Raw genomic sequence first — 19,625 nt, 5'->3', positions numbered from 1 at the left:
TCCCGGCGCGGATCAGAACTTGATACTGCCGATCATGCTCGCCACGTTCGTCGTCAGATCGCTGATCGTGGGTGCGACGGTGGAGGAGGCGAGATAGAAGCCGAGCAGCATGCAGACGACCGCGTGCCCGCCTTTCAGTCCTGACTTCTTGATCAGAAGAAAGACGATGATCGCCAGCAGCACCACCGCCGAAATCGAGAGTGCCACGGCGGTTCACCTCCAAAGTTCCCAGGGACTTGGGGTCCGGTACGGGGGTCGGACAGGAGCGGGTCGGTACATCGGAACAGCAGCCAGCAGGTTCCTACCCACACAGCGCTAGTGATCATAACTATCCGTACGCGCGCATCGATCGGCGCACGGCCGCACAAGGGGGCGCATGGCCAATATGGTCGAGGCATGACGAACGAGCCTCTCTCCTTCCCGCGCCGGTACGCCCGCACCCAGCGGTTCACCTCCGGCGCGCCGCGCGCGTTCACCGTGTCCCCCGACGGTTCCCGCGTGGTGTTCCTGCGCTCCCCCTCCGGCACCGAGCGGGCGAACCACCTGTGGGTCCTCGACGTGGCGGAGGGCCACGAGCGGGTCGCGGCCGACCCCGTGGCCCTGCTCGGCGGCGCCGCCGAAGACCTCTCCCCGGAGGAGCGGGCGCGCCGTGAGCGCAGCCGCGAGGGCGGCGCGGGGATCGTCGGATATGCCACCGACACAGCCGCCGAATTGGCCTCTTTCACCTTGTCAGGGCGGTTGTTCACGGCGGAGCTGCGGGCCGGCACGGCGCGTGAACTCCCGGTCCCGGGACCGGTGATCGACCCTCGCCCCTCCCCGGACGGCACGCTCGTGGCGTACGTGTCCCGGGGCGCGCTGCGGGTCGTCGGGGCCGAGGGCGAGAACGACCGGGCCCTCGCGGAACCGGAGCGGAACGCGGGTCCCGGCGCGGTCTCCTACGGACTGGCCGAGTTCATCGCGGCCGAGGAGATGGGGCGTTCGCGCGGCTTCTGGTGGTCACCCGAAGGGGACCGGCTGCTCGTCGCGCGGGTCGACGACACGCCGGTGCAGCGCTGGTGGATCTCCGATCCGGCGCACCCGGAAGCCGATCCGCAGCGGGTCGCCTATCCGAGGGCGGGCAGCGCCAACGCCGAGGTCCGGCTCTTCGTTTTCGGGCTCGACGGGGTGCGCACGGAGGTGTCCTGGGACCGGACGCGCTACCCGTATCTGGCACATGTGCACTGGTCAGCGGCGGGCGCACCGCTGCTTCTGGTGCAGGCGAGGGACCAGCGCAGCCAGCTCTTCCTGGCCGTGGACCCGGACACCGGGGCGACCCGTATGGTGCATGCTGATCAAGATCCAAGTTGGCTTGATCTTTTCCCTGGCGTGCCGTGCTGGAGCCCCGGCGGACAGCTCGTGCGGATCGCCGACGAGGGCGGCGCACGGGTCCTGGCGTTCGGCGAACGACCGCTGACCGGAGCCCAGTTGCACGTCCGGGCGGTGCTCGACGTCTCGACCGACGACGTGCTGATCGCGGCTTCGGCCGGAGAAGCCGCGAGTTCACCCGAAACGGGTGAAGTACATGTGTACCGGGTGAACGAACTCGGCCTGGAGCGCGTCTCGCAGGAGCCGGGCGTGCACTCGGCCGTGCGTGCCGGGGGCGTGACCGTGCTCGTGTCGTCGGCGCTCGACCGGCCGGGCGCCCAGGTGCAGGTGCTGCGCGAGGGCGACCGGAGGAAGGTGGGGGTCTCCCCGGCCGGAGGCTGGGGGAAGTTGGCGACCATCCCCTCGCATGCCGAAGATCCCGGTTTGTCCCCGCGCGTGACCCTCACACAGGGGGGCGCACGGAAAATCCCATGCGCCGTGCTCATGCCCACCGGCTATGACGGTGACAGCCCCCTGCCCGTCCTCATGGACCCCTACGGCGGTCCGCACGGTCCCCGGGTGCTGGCCGCGCACAACGCGCACCTCACCTCGCAGTGGTTCGCCGACCAGGGCTTCGCGGTGGTCGTCGCCGACGGCCGCGGCACCCCCGGCCGTTCCCCCGCCTGGGAGAAGGCGATCCGCGACGACCTGACGCTGTCCCTCGACGACCAGGTGGAGGCACTGCACGGTCTCGCCGAGAGGTTCCCGCTCGATCTCTCCCGGGTGGCGATCCGCGGCTGGTCGTACGGGGGCTGGCTCGCGGGACTCGCCGTGCTGCGCCGCCCCGACGTCTTCCACGCGGGCATCGCGGGCGCCCCGGTCGCGGACTGGCGGCTGTACGACACGCACTACACGGAGCGGTACCTCGGCGACCCGGCGGCGAGCCCCGCGGTGTACGCGGGGAGTTCGCTGGTCACCGACGAGGGGCTGTCCGCGCCCGCGGACCCGCACCGGCCGCTGATGATCGTGCACGGCCTCGCGGACGACAACGTGGTGGTGGCGCACGCCCTGCGGCTCTCCTCGGCCCTGCTGGCCGCCGGCCGCCCGCACGAGGTGCTGCCGCTGTCGGGGGTCACGCACATGACCCCGCAGGAGACGGTCGCCGAGAACCTGCTCCTGCTCCAGGTGGACTTCCTGAAGCGTTCCCTCGGGACGGTCTGACCGGCCCCGGCCCGCCGGGAGAGCGACGAGCCGGGGTGACATGGCTGCACCCCGGCTCGTCCACGGCACCCGCACGGCCGTACGGTGTTCACCCTGCCGCGTCCGTATATCGGTGTCGCTTCCGCCAAGTTGCCTGTGTGTTAACGAAGTTCGCACACGTTTGTGGCGCTATGGGGTTCCGCCCTCCGGCTGCTCCGGCTCCTCCGGGGGCACGACCTGCTTCTCCTCCGCGAAGTGGCAGGCCGAGTCGTGGGCGGCCGGCCCCTCGACGAGCCGGAACTCGGCCGGCACCGCGAGCAGCGGCACCTCCAGCGTGCAGCGTTCCTGCGCCTTCCAGCAGCGGGTGCGGAACCGGCAGCCGGACGGGACGTTCGCGGGCGAGGGCACGTCCCCGTGCAGGATGATCCGCTCCCGGTGCTCGCGTGCCTCCGGGTCCGGCACGGGCACCGCGGACAGCAGCGCCTGGGTGTAGGGGTGCGTCGGATGGTCGTAGATCTCGACGTCCTTGCCGGTCTCCACGATCCGCCCGAGGTACATCACCCCGACCCGGTCGGAGATGTGCCGCACGATCGACAGGTCGTGCGCGATGAAGACGTAACTGAGCTCGAACTCGGCCTGGAGCCGGTCCAGGAGGTTGATCACCTGCGCCTGCACGGAGACGTCGAGCGCGGAGACCGGCTCGTCGGCGACGATGATCTCGGGCCGCAGCGCCAGGCCCCGGGCGATGCCGATGCGCTGGCGCTGGCCGCCGGAGAACTGGTGCGGATAGCGGTTGATGTACTCCGGGTTGAGGCCGACCACGTCCAGCAGTTCCTGGACCCGGCGCCGCCGGTCGCCCTTGGGCGCGACCTCGGGGTGGATGTCGTACGGCTCGCCGATGATGTCGCCGACGGTCATGCGCGGGTTGAGCGAGGTGTAGGGGTCCTGGAAGACCATCTGGATGTTGCGGCGCACGGCCTTGAGCGCCTTGCCGGACAGCCGGGTGATGTCCTCGCCCTTGTACTTGATCGCGCCCTCGGTCGGCTTCTCCAGGTTGACCAGCATCTTGGCGACCGTCGACTTGCCGCAGCCGGACTCGCCGACGATGCCGAGGGTCTCGCCGCGGTCGAGGCGGAAGTCGACGCCGTCGACCGCCTTGACGGCCCCGACCTGCTTCTTGAACAGGATCCCCTGGGTGAGCGGGAAGTGCTTGACCAGTCCACTGACCTCCAGCAGCGGCGGCTCAGTCGCGGCTTGTGTCATCGAGGCACTCCCTCCAGAAGAAGCAGGCGCTCCCGCGGTCCGCGTCGACCTCGAAGAGCGGCGGCACCTCGGTGCGGCAGACGTCCTGGGCCATCGGGCAGCGCGGGTTGAAGGCACAGCCCGGCGGGATGTGCATCAGGTTGGGCGGCAGTCCCTTGATGGCGTACAGCTCCTCGCCCTTCTGGTCGAGCCGGGGGATCGATTCCAGCAGCCCCTTGGTGTAGGGGTGGGCGGGCGCCTTGTAGATGTCGTGGACCGGGGCCGTCTCGACGATCTTGCCCGCGTACATCACCGCGATCTTGTCGGCGACGTCCGCGACCACACCGAGGTCGTGGGTGATGAGGATGAGCCCCATGTTGAGCTCGCGCTGGAGTTCGGCGAGCAGGTCCATGACCTGGGCCTGCACGGTGACGTCGAGCGCGGTGGTCGGTTCGTCGGCGATGATCAGGGCGGGCTCCAGGGCCAGCGCCATGGCGATCATGATGCGCTGGCGCATACCGCCGGAGAACTGGTGCGGATAGTCCCGCACGCGCTCGGCCGCGGCCGGGATGCGCACGTGCTCCATCAGCTCGACCGCCTTGGCGCGGGCCTCCTTGCGCTTCATCCCGCGGTGCACGACGAACATCTCGCCGAGCTGGTCGCCGACGCTGATGACGGGGTTCAGGGACGACAGCGCGTCCTGGAAGATCATCGCCATCTCGGCGCCCCGCACCTTGCGCCGCTCCTCCTCCTTGAACTTCAGCAGGTCCTTGCCCTGGAAGAGGATCTCGCCGCCGGTGATCTTCCCGGGCGGGATGTCGAGGATGCCCATCACGGCCTGGGCGGTGACCGACTTGCCGGAGCCGGACTCGCCGAGCACGGCGAGCGTCTCGCCCTCGTCGACGCTGTAGTTGACCCCGTTGACGGCCTTGGCGACACCGTCCCGGGTCCTGAACTCCACGTGCAGATCGCGCACTTCGAGCAGCACGGCTCTCACCTCAGCTTCGGGTCGAGGGCGTCGCGCACCGCGTCGCCGAGCATGATGAACGCGAGCACGGTGATCGCGAGCGCGCCGGCCGGCCAGAGCAGCATGTGCGGTGCCTGCCGGATGTACGCGGAGGCCGAGGAGATGTCGATGCCCCAGCTCACCGTCGGGGGCTTGAGACCGACGCCGAGGTAGGACAGCGTCGCCTCCAGCGAGATGTACGTGCCGAGCGCGATGGTCGCGACGACGATCACCGGAGCGACCGCGTTCGGGGTGATGTGCCGCAGCATCATCCGCGAGTTGGAGGCGCCCAGCGCGCGGGCCGCGTGGACGTAGTCGTTCTCCTTGGTGGTGATGACGGAACCGCGCGCGATGCGGGAGACCTGCGGCCAGCCGAGCAGCACCATGAACCCGACGACCGGCCAGATCGTGTTGCTGGTCACCACGGAGAGGAGGACCAGACCGCCGAGCACGACGGGGATCGCGAAGAAGATGTCGGTGATCCGGGACAGGATCGAGTCGCCCACCCCGCCGTAGAAGCCGGCCAGCCCGCCGAGGAACGAGCCGAGGAGCGCGACCCCGATCGTGGCGAGGACGCCGACGCTGATCGAGACGCGGGTCCCGTACACGGTCCGGGTGTAGACGTCGCAGCCCTGGCCGTCGTAGCCGAAGGGGTGTCCGGGCTGCGAGCCCTGCTGCGCCTTGGAGAGGTCGCACTTGAGGGGGGACTGGTCGGTGATCAGCGAGGGCCAGATCGAGATCACGACCAGGAAGAGGATGACGAGTCCGGAGATGATGAAGACGGGGTTGCGGCGCAGGTCGCGCCAGGCGTCGGACCACAGGGAGCGCGGCTTCTCCGTCGGCCCCGTCCCCTCCGGTCCGCCCGGTGTCTTCTCCAGGGTCTCCGCTTCGCTCGATCCGAGGTCCATCGTGCCGCCAAAGCCGGTCGGGGCGATCGCGAGGTCCTCCGGCGGCGGACCTTCGGGGCCGTGGTGGAATTCCTCTTCCTCGTACGGCGGCTGCTCAGGCATAGCGGATCCTCGGGTCGAGTACGGCGTACAGAAGGTCGACGAGCAGATTGGCGACCATGAAGATGAGGACGAGGATGGTCACGAAGCCGACGACGGTCTGGGTGTTCTGGCGCACGATCCCCTGGTAGAGCTGATAGCCGACGCCGTGGATGTTGAAGATCCGCTCGGTGACGATCGCGCCGCCCATGAGGGCGCCGATGTCGGTGCCGATGAAGGTGACCACCGGGATCAGCGAGTTGCGCAGCAGGTGCCGGATGGTCACCCGGCGCCGCGGCAGGCCCTTGGCGACGGCCGTACGGACGTAGTCGGACCTCTTGTTCTCCGCGATGGAGGTCCGGGTCAGCCGGGTGACGTAGGCGAGGGAGACCGAGGCCAGCACCAGGCCCGGCACGATCAGCTCGCCGAAGGTGGCGTCCGAGGAGACCGACGGCTGGATCCAGCCCCACTGGACGCCGAGCAGGAGCTGGGCCAGCAGACCGGTGACGAAGGTCGGCACGGAGATGACCACGAGGGTGAGCAGCAGGACGCCGGTGTCGACGGGCCGGCCGCGGCGCAGACCGGTGATGACGCCGAGGGTGATGCCGATGATGATCTCGAAGAAGATCGCGACGATCGTCAGCCGGATGGTGACCGGGAAGGCGGTGGCCATCAGCTCGGTGACCGGCTGTCCGTTGAACGCGGTGCCGAAGTCACCGGTGAAGATGTTGCCGAGGTAGGTCAGGTACTGCTGCCACAGGGGCTTGTCGAGGCCGAACTCCGCGCGGAGCTGGGCGGCCGTCGCGGGGTCGCACTTGCGCTCGCCGCACAGACCCGCGATGGGGTCGCCCATCACGTTCACCATCACGAAGATGAGCAGTGTGGCGCCGATGAAGACCGGGATCATCTGTAGCAGACGCCGGATGACGTACCGTCCCATGAGTGCTCCGGGGATAGAGGAGCGGGCCCGCCGGGGCGGGCCCGCCCCGGCGGCTCAGTTGACGGTGATCTCGTTGTAGACGGGCACGCTGAACTGGTTCAGCGCCACGTTCGAGACCTTGTCCGAGTAGCCGGCGCTGCCGTTCTGGTACCAGAGCGGGATGGCGGCCATGTTGTCCCGTACGACGCCTTCGGCCTGCTGGAAGAGCGAGATGGCCTTGCCGGTGTCGGTCTCCGCGTTCGCCTGGTTCACCAGGTTGTCGAACTGCTTGTTGGACCACTGGCCGTCGTTGGACGAGGCGTTCGTGTAGTAGAGGGGCTGGAGGAAGTTCTGGATCAGCGGGTAGTCCATCTGCCAGCCGGCCCGGAACGGACCGGGCATCTTGTGCTGCCCGATCTGGTTGCGGAAGTCGGCGAAGGTGCCGATCGGGTTGCCGACGCAGGCCTTGTCGTTGCCGAGGGCGTTGTTGATCGAGTTGCAGACGGCGTCGACCCATTCCTTGTGGGAACCGGTGTCCGCGTTGTACGAGATCTTGACCTGGCCGCCGGGCAGACCGCCGCCCTCCTGGACCATCTTCTTGGCCTCGGACGGGTTGTAGTCGCAGTACTTGCCGCACAGGCCTTCCTGGAACCCGCCCTTCTCGCCGAGCACCGGTGAGGTCCAGTCGCTCGCGGGGGTCCGCGTCTTCTGGAAGATCGTGTCGGTGATCTGCTGGCGGTTGATCGCCATGGACAGTCCCTGCCGGACCTTGGTGGCGCCGCTGGTGTTCCACTTCGGGTCGTAGAACGGGAAGGCGATCGTCTGGATGATGCCGGCCGGGGTGTTGATGTACCGGCCGTTCAGGTCGGACTTGGCGTTCTTGAGCTGGGCGGCGGGCACGTCGTCGACGAGGTCGAGGTTGCCGGCCAGCAGGTCGTTGTAGGCGGTGTTGTTGTCCGTGTAGACCTTGAGGGTCACCCCGTCGTTCTTCGCCTTGTCGTCACCGGGGTAGTCGTCCCACTTCGTGAGGGACATCTCGGAGCCCTTGGTGTAGCTGTTGATGGTGTACGGGCCGTTGCCGACGGGCTTGGCGACCCAGGCGGCGTGGTCGCTGAAGAACGACTTGGGCAGCGGCGCGAAGGCCACGTAGCCGAGGGTGTCGGGGAACGTCGAGAACTTCTGGGTGAGCGCGACCGTGAAGGTGTTGGTTCCGGTCACCTTGAGCCCGGACAGGGTGTCGGCGGTCTGCTTGCCCGTGTCGGGGTGCGTCTTGTCGTAGCCCTGGATGTATCCGAAGAAGTACGCGTTCTTCTGGTTGTTCTTCAGGCTGGCGCCGTAGTTCCAGGCGTCGACGAAGGACTGCGCGGTGACGGCCTCACCGTTGCTGAACTTCCAGCCGTCGTTGACCGTGATCGTGAAGTTCTGCGAGTCGGTGGTCTCGATGCTCTTGGCGAGCATGTCCTCGGCGGCGCCGGTCTTGGCGTTGTACCGCTTCAGCCCGCGGAAGATCATGTCGAGGACCTTGCCGCCCTGCACCTCATTGGTGTTGGACGGTTCCAGCGGGTTCTGCGGGTCACCCCAGGAGGCGCTGACCGTGCCGGAACCGCTGCTGCTGCTCCCCCCTCCCCCTCCGCAGGCGGACACCGCCAGGGCTACCGCCACCGCACATGCGGCCCATTTGGCGTGCGTGGCTCCACGCATGGAGTGCCTCCTCGAGAGTGCGCTGTGCCACCGGCGCCGGGGTCGGGGTCATATGTCCGACTCCGGTGCGGTTTTCCTTTAGGGCCAAATATCTGCCCATATGAGGCATGTCGCACATTGGTTCCGCCCTTCCGGGTGGCGATCCATCCGGAAGAGGGCATTCCGGACGACCCGTCAGACGATCTTGACCTCCGGAACAGGCGATCTTGACCTTCGGCGCAACAGATCCCTGCGCTTCGATGCGGAACTGTTGATTCCAGTGCACCAGATGTACGGATTCCGATACTCGAGCGTCCGGATAACGAACTCATTGCCCGATTGGCCCGATTGGCCCGAATCCGGACACGGAACGGCCACAGTGCACTACACGCGTAGTTACGCTGAGGTCAAGCCAAGGCAAAGAAGGTAAAGAGAGAACCAAGGCGACCGAGATTTTATTGACCTTGCATGAATTGCGTTGAAAAAGTCCGGCGTAGCCCGTAGGGAGCGCCCTGCGGAGCCCTTGACCCCCTCGGGCCTGGAGCATCATGACCCCCCCTACTCCATCCGCGGCCGCCCCACTTGAGGTGACCGACGAGACCGGCAAGACCCCGGCTCCGTCATCCACCGCCAAGGGCTCGGAAAGTCGCTCCCCCGGACGACTCGCCTGGACTCGGTTCAAGCGCGACCGCACCGGTGTCGTCTCCGCGTACATCGTGATCTTCTTCTTCACGATCGCCGTCTGCGCACCGCTGATAGCCAAGCTGTACGGGAAGAACCCGTACGAGCAGTACGGCCAGGAGACCGACGGCCTGCTCAACGACTTCGCCTTCCCGGTGAAGCCCAACGGCGGCATCGACGGCAACTTCTGGTTCGGCATCGAGCCCCAGCTCGGACGTGACGTCTTCACCTTCCTGCTGTACGGCATCCGCACCTCGCTGATGATCGCGACCGCCGCCACGCTGCTGACCACGGTGGTCGGCGTCGTGATCGGCATCACCGCGGGATACCTCGGCGGCAAGACGGACTACTTCGTCGGCCGGGTCATCGACATCCTGCTGTCGTTCCCGTCCACGCTGTTCTTCATCGCCTTCATGCCGGTCGTCTACGCGCTCTTCGTGCCCTTCAACGAAGACGTCCCGACCTGGCTGCGGGCCACCTGCCTGATCCTCGTCCTCTCCGCCTTCGGCTGGGCCTCCATCGCGCGTCTGCTGCGCGGCCAGGTCCTCGGCCTGCGGGAGCGCGAGTTCGTGGAGGCCGCGAAGGTGACCGGCGCGTCCTCGCGCCGCATCGTCTTCAAAGAACTTCTCCCGAACCTCTGGACACCGATCCTGATCCAGTCGACCCTCATGCTGCCGGCCTACGTCACGGCCGAAGCGGGTCTCGCCTTCCTCGGCGTCGGTATCCAGGACCCGACCCCGGACTGGGGCGTCATGATCCAGCGTGGTGCCGGCTTCTACACGGAAGACATCACCTTCATGATCTTCCCGGGCGTCTCGATGATCATCTTCGTCCTCGCCTTCAACCTGCTCGGAGACTCGGTCCGCGACGCACTCGACCCGAAGTCCAAGCGCTGACGTCCACCCCCCAGCCCCGGTCGTAGTCGTCCGGCTGGTTGCCCGTCTGTCACTCAACCATCACTAGGCAGGTAAGCCATGTCCTTTTCCCGCAGAAACTTCCTCATAGCCACTGGTGTGGCCGCCGGTGCCACCACGGTCCTGAGCGCCTGCAGCAGCGGCAACGGCGGCGGGAGCGGCAGCAACAAGGCTCCGTCCGTGGACAAGGCCAAGGCTGCCGAGATCCTGGTCGGCACCAAGGCCGACTCGACCGGCGCGGCCCCCGAGGTCCCCGGCGCGGTCAAGGGCGGCACGATCTACACGCTCGACCAGATCGACTGGGACCACCTGGACCCGGCGCAGCTCTACTCCTCCTACGAGGGTGCCTGCTCGGTCCTGTTCCTGCGCGGCCTGACCGGTTACAAGGTCGACTCCAAGGGCGGCACCACCCTCGTGGGTGACCTCGCCACGGACGCCGGCACCGCGACCGACGGCGGCAAGACCTGGGCCTTCACGCTGAAGGACAACGTGAAGTGGGAGGACGGCGCCGACGTCACGATCGAGGACGTCCGCCACACCTTCGAGCGCCTCTTCGCCTCCTTCGTCACCCAGGGTCCGCGTTACCCGCAGGGCTGGCTCGTCGGCGGCGACAAGTACAAGGGCCCCTACGGCGGCAAGCACCTCGACTCCATCGAGATCAGCGGCAAGACCATCACGTTCAAGCTGAAGGAGGCCCACGCCGACTTCAACTTCATGCTGGCCATGCGCGGCTTCTCCATCGTGCCCAAGAAGCACGACACCAAGGAGAAGTACGACAAGCGCCCCTTCTCCTGCGCCCCGTACAAGATCGAGAGCCGCAGCATCGGCAAGGGTGCGACGCTGGTCCGCAACGAGCACTGGGTCGCCGAGACGGACCCGCTGCGCAACGCGTACCCGGACAAGTTCGTGTTCCAGTTCGGCTTCCAGCCGCTGGCCTCCACGGACCGCTACATCGCCGACAAGGGCAACGACCAGTACACGCTGTCGCTGCTCAACGAGGTCGCCCCCGAGCGCATCCAGAAGGTCCTGACGAACGCGACCTTCAAGAAGCGTGTCCTGACCCAGGTCGACACCACCTGCTACTACTTCGCGATCAACACCAAGCGCATCACCGACGTCAAGGTGCGCCAGGCGCTCAACTTCGCGTGGCCGTCGAAGCAGCTCCAGCAGATCCGCGGTGGCGCGCTCTCCACGGCGACCGCGACCACGATCATCAGCCCCCTCACCCCGGGCCACAAGGACTTCGACCTCTACGAGAAGAAGTCGAAGCCCATGGGTGACCCCGAGAAGGCCAAGGCCCTCCTCAAGGAGGCCGGCAAGTCGGGCCAGCGCGTCGTCGTCGCGATGCAGCAGTCGGACAACGCCGTGAAGCAGGCCGTCGCGATCAAGACCGCGCTGACCAAGGCCGGCTTCACCCCGGTCGTGAAGCAGGTCGACAAGACCTCCTTCTACAGCCAGATCGGTCAGCTCGACAACGAGTACGACATGTTCGCCGCGGGCTGGGGCCCGGACTGGCCGGCCGGTTACGCGGTCATCCAGCCCTGCTTCGACAGCAGCCAGATCGCCGACGGTGGCGTCAACTGGCCGCAGCTGAAGGACGCGAGCGTGGACAAGGCGATCGCCGCCGCCACGGTCGAGCCCGACGCGAAGAAGGCCGCCACCATGTGGGGCGACATCGACGAGCAGATCATGCGCACCGCCGCCGTGGTTCCGGACTACAACCCGATCCGCAACTACTTCCACGGCTCCAAGGTCGGCGGCGTGATCTACGACTCCGGCAACACCTGCATCGCGCTGGGCAAGGTCTACGCCGCGAAGGCCTGATCCAGCTCCGGGGCGGCGGCACCCGTGCCGCCGCCCCGGTCCCTCCCGTCCTCGTACCTCTCCCCACACTCCCGGCGACGGCGCCCCGTCCGGAAAGTCACGCCACATGTTCCGTTTTCTAGTCCGCCGTGTTCTCGGCGCACTTGTGATTCTGCTGATCATCAGCGCCGTCACCTTCATGCTCTTCTACGCGATGCCGCGTGACCCGGCCCGCATGGCGTGCGGGAAGGTCTGCACCAAGGAACTCCTGGAGCAGGTCAGGGTGAACCTCGGGATCGCCGATCCGCTGCCGGTGCAGTACTGGCACTGGCTGGAGGGCATCTTCCTCGGGCGTGACTACGGCGGCCTGGGCAACTGCAACGCCCCCTGCCTCGGCTTCTCGTTCACCAACCGTGAGCCGGTCCTCGGCACGATCATGGACCGCATGCCGACGACGCTCTCCCTCGCGCTCGGTGCCGCTGTCTTCTTCCTCATCATCGGCGTCGGCACGGGCATGATCGCCGCGGTCAAGCAGGGCAAGGCCGCCGACAAGATCGCCAGTTCGTTCTCGCTGATCGGCTCCTCGCTCCAGATCTACTTCGTCGGCTACATCGCGATGTACTTCCTGGTCCAGCAGCTCGGCATCCTCGAGCAGCCCTCGTACACGCCGTTCACCGACGACCCCGCCGCCTGGGCCAGCGGCCTGCTGCTGCCCTGGCTGACGCTGTCGATCATCTTCACGGCCAACTACACCCGTATGACCCGCTCCCAGCTGGTGGAACAGCTCAGCGAGGACTACGTGCGCACGGCACGCGCCAAGGGCCTGTCCCGGCGCTCGGTGTTCTTCCGCTTCGCCTGGCGCGGCGCGATGGGCCCGATCGTCACGATCTTCGGCATCGACCTGGGCACCCTGATCGGTGGCGCCATCATCACCGAGTCGGTCTTCAGCCTCCAGGGCATCGGCAAGCTCGCCGTGACCGCCGTGGACGCGAACGACCTGCCGATGCTGCTCGGCGTGACGATGGTCGCGGCCGGCGCGATCGTCTTCTTCAACATCATCGTGGACGCCGTCTACGCCTTCATCGATCCGCGGATCCGGCTCGCCTGACCCCGGCGCCCCCGCGCCGCCCAACCGCCGACCGCAAGCTACCCCCTCGCATCACCCCCCAGGAGCGTCCCCGTGACGAGCACCGATCAGCAGCCCTTCCTGTCCGTCAGGGATCTGAAGGTCCACTTCTCCACCGAGGACGGCGTCGTCAAGGCCGTCGACGGTCTCACCTTCGACCTGGCCAAGGGCAAGACGCTCGGCATCGTGGGCGAATCGGGTTCGGGCAAGTCCGTCACGAACCTGACGATCCTCGGTCTGCACGACCGTGAGCGCACGGCCATCGACGGCGAGATCCTGCTGGACGGCAAGGAGCTGCTGACCGCCTCCGAGCGGGAGCTGGAGCGGCTGCGCGGCAACAAGATGTCGATGATCTTCCAGGACGCGCTGGCCTCGCTGTCGCCGTACCACACCATCGGCCGGCAGATCGGCGAGACGTACCGCAAGCACACCGGCGCCTCCAAGAAGGAGGCCCGGGCGCGGGCGATCGAGATGCTGCGCCGCGTCGGCATCCCGCAGCCGGACGTCCGGGTGGACGACTACCCGCACCAGTTCTCCGGCGGTATGCGCCAGCGCGCGATGATCGCGATGGCGCTGGTCTGCGACCCCGAGCTGCTGATCGCGGACGAGCCGACCACCGCGCTCGACGTCACCGTGCAGGCCCAGATCATGGACCTGCTCAAGGACCTCCAGCAGGAGTTCGGCACCGCGATCATCTTCATCACCCACGACCTCGGCGTCATCGCCGACATCGCCGACGACGTGCTGGTGATGTACGGCGGCCGGTGCGTGGAGCGGGGCACCAAGAAGGAGGTGCTGCGGGCTCCGCAGCACCCCTACACCTGGGGCCTGCTGGGCTCGATGCCGAGCCTGGACGGACCGGTCGACGTGCCGCTGTCGCCGATCCCCGGCTCGCCGCCCTCGCTCCTCAACCCGCCGTCGGGCTGCCGCTTCCACCCGCGGTGCGCCTTCGCGGAGAAGGTCACGGACGGCCGCTGCTCCTCCGAGCAGCCGCTGCTCCAGGTCACGGACGGGCGCGGTGCCGCCTGCCACCTCACGGCGGACCAGCGCCGCGACTTCTTCGCCGACCACACCGCGACGCGGTCGCACTGACGTAACTGAGACGGGACTTCACGATCATGAGCAACACGAACCCCCTCCTGGACGTCACCGGACTGACCAAGCACTTCCCGGTGATGGGCGGCTTCCCCTTCAAGCGGAAGATCGGCGCGGTCCAGGCCGTGGACGGTCTCGACTTCCAGGTCGCCGAGGGCGAGAGCCTCGGCCTCGTCGGTGAGTCCGGCTGCGGCAAGTCGACGACGGGCCGGCTGATCACGCGTCTGCTGGAGCCCACCGGCGGCAGCATCAAGTACCGCGGCCAGGACATCACGCACGCCGACCGCAAGCAGTTGGCGCCGGTCCGCTCCGAGATCCAGATGATCTTCCAGGACCCGTACGCCTCGCTGAACCCGCGGCAGACGGTCGGCAAGATCGTCTCGGGTCCGATGGAGATCAACGGGATCAACCCGTCCGGCGGCCGCGAGAAGCGGGTCCGTGAGCTCCTCGAGATCGTCGGTCTGAACCCCGAGCACTTCAACCGCTTCCCGCACGAGTTCTCCGGCGGCCAGCGCCAGCGCATCGGCGTGGCCCGCGCGCTGGCCCTGGAGCCGAAGCTGATCGTCGCGGACGAGCCGGTCTCCGCGCTCGACGTCTCCATCCAGGCGCAGGTCGTGAACCTGCTCCAGGAGCTCCAGCGGGACCTGGGCATCGCGTTCCTGTTCATCGCCCACGACCTCGCGATCGTGCGGCACTTCTCGCAGCGCGTCGCGGTCATGTACCTCGGCAAGATCGTCGAGATCGCCAACCGCGAGGACCTGTACGGGAACCCGCGCCACCCGTACACGCGCGCTCTGATGTCCGCCGTCCCCGAGGCCACCGCGGACGACGTCCCGGCCCGTGAGCGCATCCTGCTCAAGGGCGACGTCCCCTCGCCGCTCAACCCGCCGTCGGGCTGCCGTTTCCGCACCCGCTGCTGGAAGGCGACGGAGAAGTGCGCGACCGAGGCCCCGCCGCTGGTCCAGGTCTCGGGCAGCAACGACGGCCACCTGACGGCCTGCCACTACCCGGAGACGACGGAGACCGTTCCGGCCCAGCGTCTCGCCGAAAGCCCCGAGGCGGCGGTCTGACACACCCCTTTTCCGTCAGCCGCCCCCTTCAGGAACCGACTTTCCCGGCCCATTGACCCGAGCCCATGAACGCCGGTTTCAGGGGAACGAAGGCCCGCACCGCCTCGGTGCGGGCCTTCTCCCGTGGACGGGGCAGGGGGCATCGAACTGGCTACTCTGGGACCATGGACTACGCGAAGATGCGCATGATCGCCGAGGAGCTGACGGAGTACGCCGAGCAGCTTGAGGGATCGTGGGAGGTCGAGATCGGCCCATCTGGACCTTTCCTCGCCATGATGAGCCCCTCGAAGCGTCACGAGGGCGCTGTCCGCCGTATCCGCAACCAGCTCAACGAGCAGCTCCCCGCCACCCACCCCGGCTACATTTGCGAGAACGGCCCTGAGATCGAGCATCCGGGAATCGGTCGTATGCGGCGCCCGGACGCGATCGTCATCCCCGAGGACGTACTCGACGAAGAGGGACTCTCCGTCGACGCCACCCGGGTGCTGGCGGTCATCGAGATCGTTTCCCCGTCCAACCCGGACAACGACTATGGCGAGAAGCTCGCCGAGTACCCGGCCATGGGCATCGCCGACTACATGATCGTAGATCCCCGCACGGGCACCATCGAGGTGCACTCGGAGCCCTGCGGGGACCGCTACCGGGACAAGGCCTCGTACATCTTCGGCGACGCCGTCCCGTTCGGCCCGTGGACCGTCAGGACCGACGCCTTCCGCCGCTACGGCAAGGCGGGTGACTCACCGGCGGGGTGACGGAACGTCATCTACGTCGGAAAGGACCGAGCTTGCCCCCGGGCCGGCCGGCGCGAGCCGCTCCGGCCGACCCGGGAGCCGGGAAGCAGGGCGGTCCGGTCAGTGGTCCGCCGGGCCGCGTTCCACGCAGAATTCGTTGCCCTCGGGGTCCGCGAGGGTGACCCAGCCGCTGCCGTCGGGGCGGATGTGGTCCTCGACCCGGCGGGCGCCGAGGGACAGGGCCCGTTCGACCTCCTCGTTCCGGGTGCGGCCGTGCGGGGTCAGGTCGAGGTGGACGCGGTTCTTGACCGCCTTGCCCTCGGGGACCCGCACGAACAGGAGGGTCGGACCACCGGACGGGTCCTCGATCACCGCCTCCGGGTCACCGGGCTTGTCGTCGTCGGCGAGCGGCCGGCCGAGCAACCGGCTCCAGAACAGCCCGACGTCGTACGGATCGCCGGTGCAGTCGAAGGTGATCGTACGGATGGTGGGGTGCGACAGCTGTGCCTCTCCCAAGGTTCAGTCTCCCGTCCGGCCGTCGGCCATCTCGCGCAGGATGTCGATGTGGCCGTTGTGGCGGGCCGTCTCCTCCACGAGGTGGAGGATGATCCAGCGCAGGTCGACGTGGTCGCCGTCACGGCCCGCCCGCTCGGCCTTGGTGTCGAGGTCGTGCGCGGCCACCAGTTCGCGGTACCGGGCGCTCTGTTCCTCGTACTCCTCGAGCAGCTGCGGCAGCGGGAAGTCGACGGCGATCCGCATCTCGCGGTCGGGGTCCTCGTCCGTCCAGGGTCCCTTGTCATCCTCGCCCAGGAAGACCACCTGGAACCAGAAGTACTCGACCCAGCGCAGATGGTTGATCAGCCCGCTCAGGGTCATGAGCGGAGATCCCGGCAGCGGGGCCTTGCGGGCGTCCTCCGGGGACACTCCCTCGCACTTGGCGCGGGCGGTGGCGCGCGCGTAGTCGAGGAAGGTGGTCAGCTGGGTGCGTTCGTCCCAGGCCGAGGGCTTGTCTGTTCGTGTCTGTGAAGTCATCGGGGTGAAGCATTCCGGGCCGCCCGGTCGGTGTCGAGCGAATAAGAACGCCGTGTCGAGCACGAACGGTGGTCAAATCCGTTGCCGGTGAAGGTCGTTGCCCCGTCATCCGTCGGTACCGGCGCTCCCCGCCCGGTCCCGCCCGGCGACGAGTTCGGCCTCGAAGCCGTCGGCGTCCTCCAGGTAGGCCGCACAGTGGCCGGGGCCGCCCGCGTGGGGGTGGCGGTCGGGGAACAGGAGCGTCCAGCCGTGCGCCGGCGCCTCGGCGACGAGGGAGTCGAGCTCGGCGCGGTCCGTGACGTGGAAGGCGAGGTGGTTCAGCCCCGGGCGCAGCCTCTCGTGCCGGTCCGCGGTCAGGGCGGGCGACCGCTCGAAGACGAGGTAGGTCTCCCCCAGCCGCCAGCTCCGGCCGTCCGGCCAGTCCTGGTACGGCGTGTACCCGAGCCGCTCGAGCAGCCAGCCCCAGGAGCGCACGGTCCGCTCCAGGTCCGGCACCCACAGCTCGACGTGGTGCAGCATCTCGTCCCGTTTCTCGTGAGCGGTGCCGGAGCCCGTCGTGACCGGGCTCCCCCTTCGACGCGTTCAACCTGCCATTCTTTCCGGCCGGCCGCTCACCCGATTCCTTCCCGATCAGTGGTTTCGGATGACCCCACGGGCTGACAGACTGCTGCGATGACTGACCGTTCGTTCAGTGACGTCTCGCTCGCCGCCCTGTACGACGCGCTGAATCCCTGGGGCCCGAGCGACGACTTCTACCTGGATCTGGTGATGTCCGCGCGGTCCGTGCTCGATGTCGGATGCGGGACGGGACGCCTGTTGACGCGCGCCCGCGAGGCCGGTCACGAGGGACGTCTGTGCGGGCTGGATCCCGCCGCGGCCATGCTGGTGCAGGCGCGCGGGCGGGCGGACGTCGAGTGGGTGCTCGGGGACCTCGGATCGGTGCGCTGGGAGCGGGAGTTCGACCTCGTCGTGATGACCGGGCACGCGTTCCAGGTGCTCGTCGGCGACGAGGAGGTGCGCTCGGCGCTGACCTCCGTGCGGCGGGCTCTGGGCGACGGCGGGCGGTTCGTCTTCGAGACCCGCAATCCCGCCGTCCGGGCGTGGGAGAGATGGCGGCCCGAGCGGGCGCGCGAGGTGAGCGACGCGCACGGGGACGCCGTACGGGTCCGGCACGAGGTCGAGACGCCGGTGCGCGGGGACCGCGTGACGTTCAGCGAGACCTTCGAGCACGCGCGCTGGGGCGGGCCGAGGGTGAGCCGCAGCACGCTGCGGTTCCTGGGAGCGGACGCCCTGCGGGAGTTCCTCGGCGAGGCCGGGCTCGTCGTGCACGAGCAGTACGGGGACTGGGGGCGCGAGCCGCTCTCCCCCGCCGCCCCCGAGATCATCACGGTCGCCGGCCGGACCTGACTCCCGGGGATCCCGGACCCGGGCGGCCGGACAGGCCGAACCGGCCGAACCGGCCCGGTGAGCGGGGCGGCACGTACGCCGTGCGTCGGCAGCACGTCCGCCGTGCGCCGGCGGCCCGTACGGGGCGGCACGTCCGTCACGGGAGGCGGCGCGCACCCGCGGCACCGGCCGGCACGGAAGAGGGGCCCGCGCGCGACGCGCCGGGCCCCTTCCTCCGTACCGCGGTTCGCCCTACTGGTCCTCGGCCGCTTCCTCCAGGGCCGCCAGCGCCGGGTCCAGCACGATGTCCTCGTCGCGCGCCTCGGTGGTCGGGTCCTCCGGGAAGTGGCACGCCGTCAGATGGCCCTCGCGGTTGCCCGACAGGCGGACCAGCGGCGGCTCCTCCTGGGCGCACTTGTCCTGCGCCTTCCAGCAGCGGGTGCGGAAGCGGCAGCCGGAGGGCGGGGAGATGGGGGAGGGCACGTCGCCGGCGAGCCGGATGCGCTCCCGCCGGACCTTGCCGGACTCCTCCAGCTCGACCTCGGGGACCGCGGAGAGCAGGGCGTGGGTGTAGGGGTGCCGGGGCCGGGTGTAGATCGAGCCCCGGTCGCCGACCTCGATCACCTTGCCGAGGTACATGACCGCGACCCGCTGCGAGAAGTGCCGTACCACGGCCAGGTCGTGGGCGATGAACAGGAACGCGATGCCCAGTTCCCGCTGCACCTTCTGGAGGAGGTTGACGACCTGCGCCTGGATGGAGACGTCGAGCGCGGAGACCGGTTCGTCCGCGACGATCAGCTTCGGCTCGGACGCCAGCGCGCGGGCCACGCCGATGCGCTGGCGCTGACCCCCGGAGAACTCGTGCGGGAAGCGGTTGAAGTGCTCGGGGTTCAGACCGACGATCTCGAGGAGCTCACGGACCCGCTTCTCGCGGCCGCCGGACGGATCGATCCCGTTGATCTCCATCGGCGCGGAGATGATCTTGCCGACGGTCTGGCGCGGATTCAGCGACGAGTAGGGGTCCTGGAAGATCATCTGGATCTCGGAACGGACCGGCGCCAGCTCCTTGCGGCTGGCATGGCTGATGTCCCGGCCGCGGTACGAGATGGTGCCGCCCGTCGGCTCCAGCAGCCGGGTGATCAGGCGTCCGGTCGTCGACTTCCCGCAGCCCGACTCCCCCACCAGGCCGAAGCTCTCGCCCACGTGCACCGTCAGGTCGATGCCGTCCACGGCCTGCACCGCGCCGACCGTGCGCCGGACGGGGAAACCGCCCTTGATCGGGAAGTGTTTGACCAGCTTGTCCACCACGAGCAGCGGCTCGGCCGAGGCGTCCTTGGCGGCGGCGCGGGGGGCGGGCAGCGTGGTGGCGCCCGTCGTGACGTCCTTCGCGACGTCTTCCTTCATGTCGCT

Annotated in this window: 18 protein-coding genes; 8 read left to right on the top strand and 10 right to left on the bottom strand. The window is 68.4% G+C overall.

Annotated features, from left to right (window positions below; all coding sequences use genetic code 11):
- Positions 1–12: 12 nt before the first annotated feature.
- On the bottom strand, positions 13–207 hold the full coding sequence (locus CW362_RS04280) for a hypothetical protein (protein WP_046733847.1): 195 nt from the start codon (positions 205–207) through the stop codon (positions 13–15).
- 189 nt (positions 208–396) lie between these two features.
- On the opposite strand from CW362_RS04280, the gene CW362_RS04275 reads away from it, so the two are divergent.
- Complete coding sequence (locus CW362_RS04275; RefSeq protein WP_103547986.1) at positions 397–2,565, top strand: S9 family peptidase; 2,169 nt, start codon at positions 397–399, stop codon at positions 2,563–2,565.
- 168 nt (positions 2,566–2,733) lie between these two features.
- On the opposite strand, the gene CW362_RS04270 is transcribed toward CW362_RS04275, so the two are convergent.
- From CW362_RS04270 to CW362_RS04250, 5 genes are read right to left on the bottom strand one after another with little or no spacing between them, the layout of a single operon-like run.
- Positions 2,734–3,807, bottom strand: coding sequence for an ABC transporter ATP-binding protein (locus tag CW362_RS04270; protein ID WP_103547985.1), 1,074 nt, complete (start codon positions 3,805–3,807; stop codon positions 2,734–2,736).
- Positions 3,788–4,774 (bottom strand): ABC transporter ATP-binding protein, encoded by a 987-nt coding sequence (locus CW362_RS04265; RefSeq protein ID WP_103547984.1) that lies wholly within the window; start codon positions 4,772–4,774, stop codon positions 3,788–3,790. Before CW362_RS04265 ends, CW362_RS04270 begins: the two co-directional genes overlap by 20 nt.
- Positions 4,775–4,779: 5 nt before the next feature.
- Positions 4,780–5,802: an ABC transporter permease gene (locus CW362_RS04260; RefSeq protein WP_103547983.1), complete on the bottom strand. Its 1,023-nt coding sequence runs from the start codon at positions 5,800–5,802 to the stop codon at positions 4,780–4,782.
- Positions 5,795–6,718, bottom strand: a complete 924-nt coding sequence (locus tag CW362_RS04255) for an ABC transporter permease (protein WP_103547982.1) — start codon at positions 6,716–6,718, stop codon at positions 5,795–5,797. The genes CW362_RS04260 and CW362_RS04255 overlap by 8 nt, the downstream gene beginning before the upstream one ends.
- 54 nt (positions 6,719–6,772) lie before the next feature.
- Positions 6,773–8,398, bottom strand: coding sequence for a peptide ABC transporter substrate-binding protein (locus CW362_RS04250; RefSeq protein ID WP_103547981.1), 1,626 nt, complete (start codon positions 8,396–8,398; stop codon positions 6,773–6,775).
- 566 nt (positions 8,399–8,964) lie between these two features.
- Between CW362_RS04250 and CW362_RS04245 the strand changes: the two genes are divergently transcribed.
- From CW362_RS04245 to CW362_RS04220, 6 genes are all read left to right on the top strand, one after another.
- Complete coding sequence (locus tag CW362_RS04245) at positions 8,965–9,954, top strand: ABC transporter permease (protein ID WP_103547980.1); 990 nt, start codon at positions 8,965–8,967, stop codon at positions 9,952–9,954.
- A gap of 78 nt (positions 9,955–10,032) precedes the next feature.
- Positions 10,033–11,796, top strand: a complete 1,764-nt coding sequence (locus tag CW362_RS04240; RefSeq protein WP_103547979.1) for an ABC transporter substrate-binding protein — start codon at positions 10,033–10,035, stop codon at positions 11,794–11,796.
- 106 nt (positions 11,797–11,902) lie between these two features.
- Positions 11,903–12,883, top strand: coding sequence for an ABC transporter permease (locus CW362_RS04235; protein WP_103547978.1), 981 nt, complete (start codon positions 11,903–11,905; stop codon positions 12,881–12,883).
- Positions 12,884–12,955: 72 nt separating this feature from the next.
- On the top strand, positions 12,956–13,993 hold the full coding sequence (locus tag CW362_RS04230) for an ABC transporter ATP-binding protein (RefSeq protein ID WP_103547977.1): 1,038 nt from the start codon (positions 12,956–12,958) through the stop codon (positions 13,991–13,993).
- Positions 13,994–14,019: 26 nt separating this feature from the next.
- Entirely contained in the window at positions 14,020–15,066 is a 1,047-nt protein-coding gene (locus tag CW362_RS04225) for an ABC transporter ATP-binding protein (RefSeq protein ID WP_103547976.1), read from the top strand.
- 164 nt (positions 15,067–15,230) lie between these two features.
- A complete protein-coding gene (locus CW362_RS04220) occupies positions 15,231–15,818 on the top strand; it encodes a Uma2 family endonuclease (RefSeq protein WP_103547975.1) in 588 nt (195 codons plus the stop codon).
- 99 nt (positions 15,819–15,917) lie between these two features.
- Here CW362_RS04220 and CW362_RS04215 read toward each other — a convergent pair whose 3' ends face one another.
- The 3 genes from CW362_RS04215 to CW362_RS04205 form a co-directional block, all read right to left on the bottom strand.
- Positions 15,918–16,298: a VOC family protein gene (locus CW362_RS04215; RefSeq protein ID WP_103548082.1), complete on the bottom strand. Its 381-nt coding sequence runs from the start codon at positions 16,296–16,298 to the stop codon at positions 15,918–15,920.
- A gap of 18 nt (positions 16,299–16,316) precedes the next feature.
- Positions 16,317–16,829: a DinB family protein gene (locus CW362_RS04210; RefSeq protein ID WP_103547974.1), complete on the bottom strand. Its 513-nt coding sequence runs from the start codon at positions 16,827–16,829 to the stop codon at positions 16,317–16,319.
- Positions 16,830–16,934: 105 nt separating this feature from the next.
- Positions 16,935–17,348 carry a VOC family protein gene (locus CW362_RS04205; protein ID WP_103547973.1) on the bottom strand — a complete coding sequence of 138 codons (414 nt, stop codon included), beginning with the start codon at positions 17,346–17,348 and terminating at the stop codon, positions 16,935–16,937.
- A 153-nt stretch (positions 17,349–17,501) separates the two neighbouring features.
- Here CW362_RS04205 and CW362_RS04200 point away from each other — a divergent pair, with 153 nt between their 5' ends.
- Positions 17,502–18,236, top strand: a complete 735-nt coding sequence (locus tag CW362_RS04200) for a class I SAM-dependent methyltransferase (protein ID WP_103547972.1) — start codon at positions 17,502–17,504, stop codon at positions 18,234–18,236.
- A 231-nt stretch (positions 18,237–18,467) separates the two neighbouring features.
- Here CW362_RS04200 and CW362_RS04195 read toward each other — a convergent pair whose 3' ends face one another.
- The gene (locus tag CW362_RS04195) at positions 18,468–19,619 is read right to left on the bottom strand and encodes an ABC transporter ATP-binding protein (RefSeq protein ID WP_240657639.1); all 1,152 of its coding nucleotides are present in this window, start codon (positions 19,617–19,619) and stop codon (positions 18,468–18,470) included.
- Positions 19,620–19,625: the final 6 nt, after the last annotated feature.

Source organism: Streptomyces populi (assembly GCF_002911015.1).
GTDB lineage: Bacteria > Actinomycetota > Actinomycetes > Streptomycetales > Streptomycetaceae > Streptomyces > Streptomyces populi.
The sequence above is the reverse complement of the archived record's forward strand: the minus strand, read 5'-3'. Positions and strand labels throughout refer to the sequence as shown.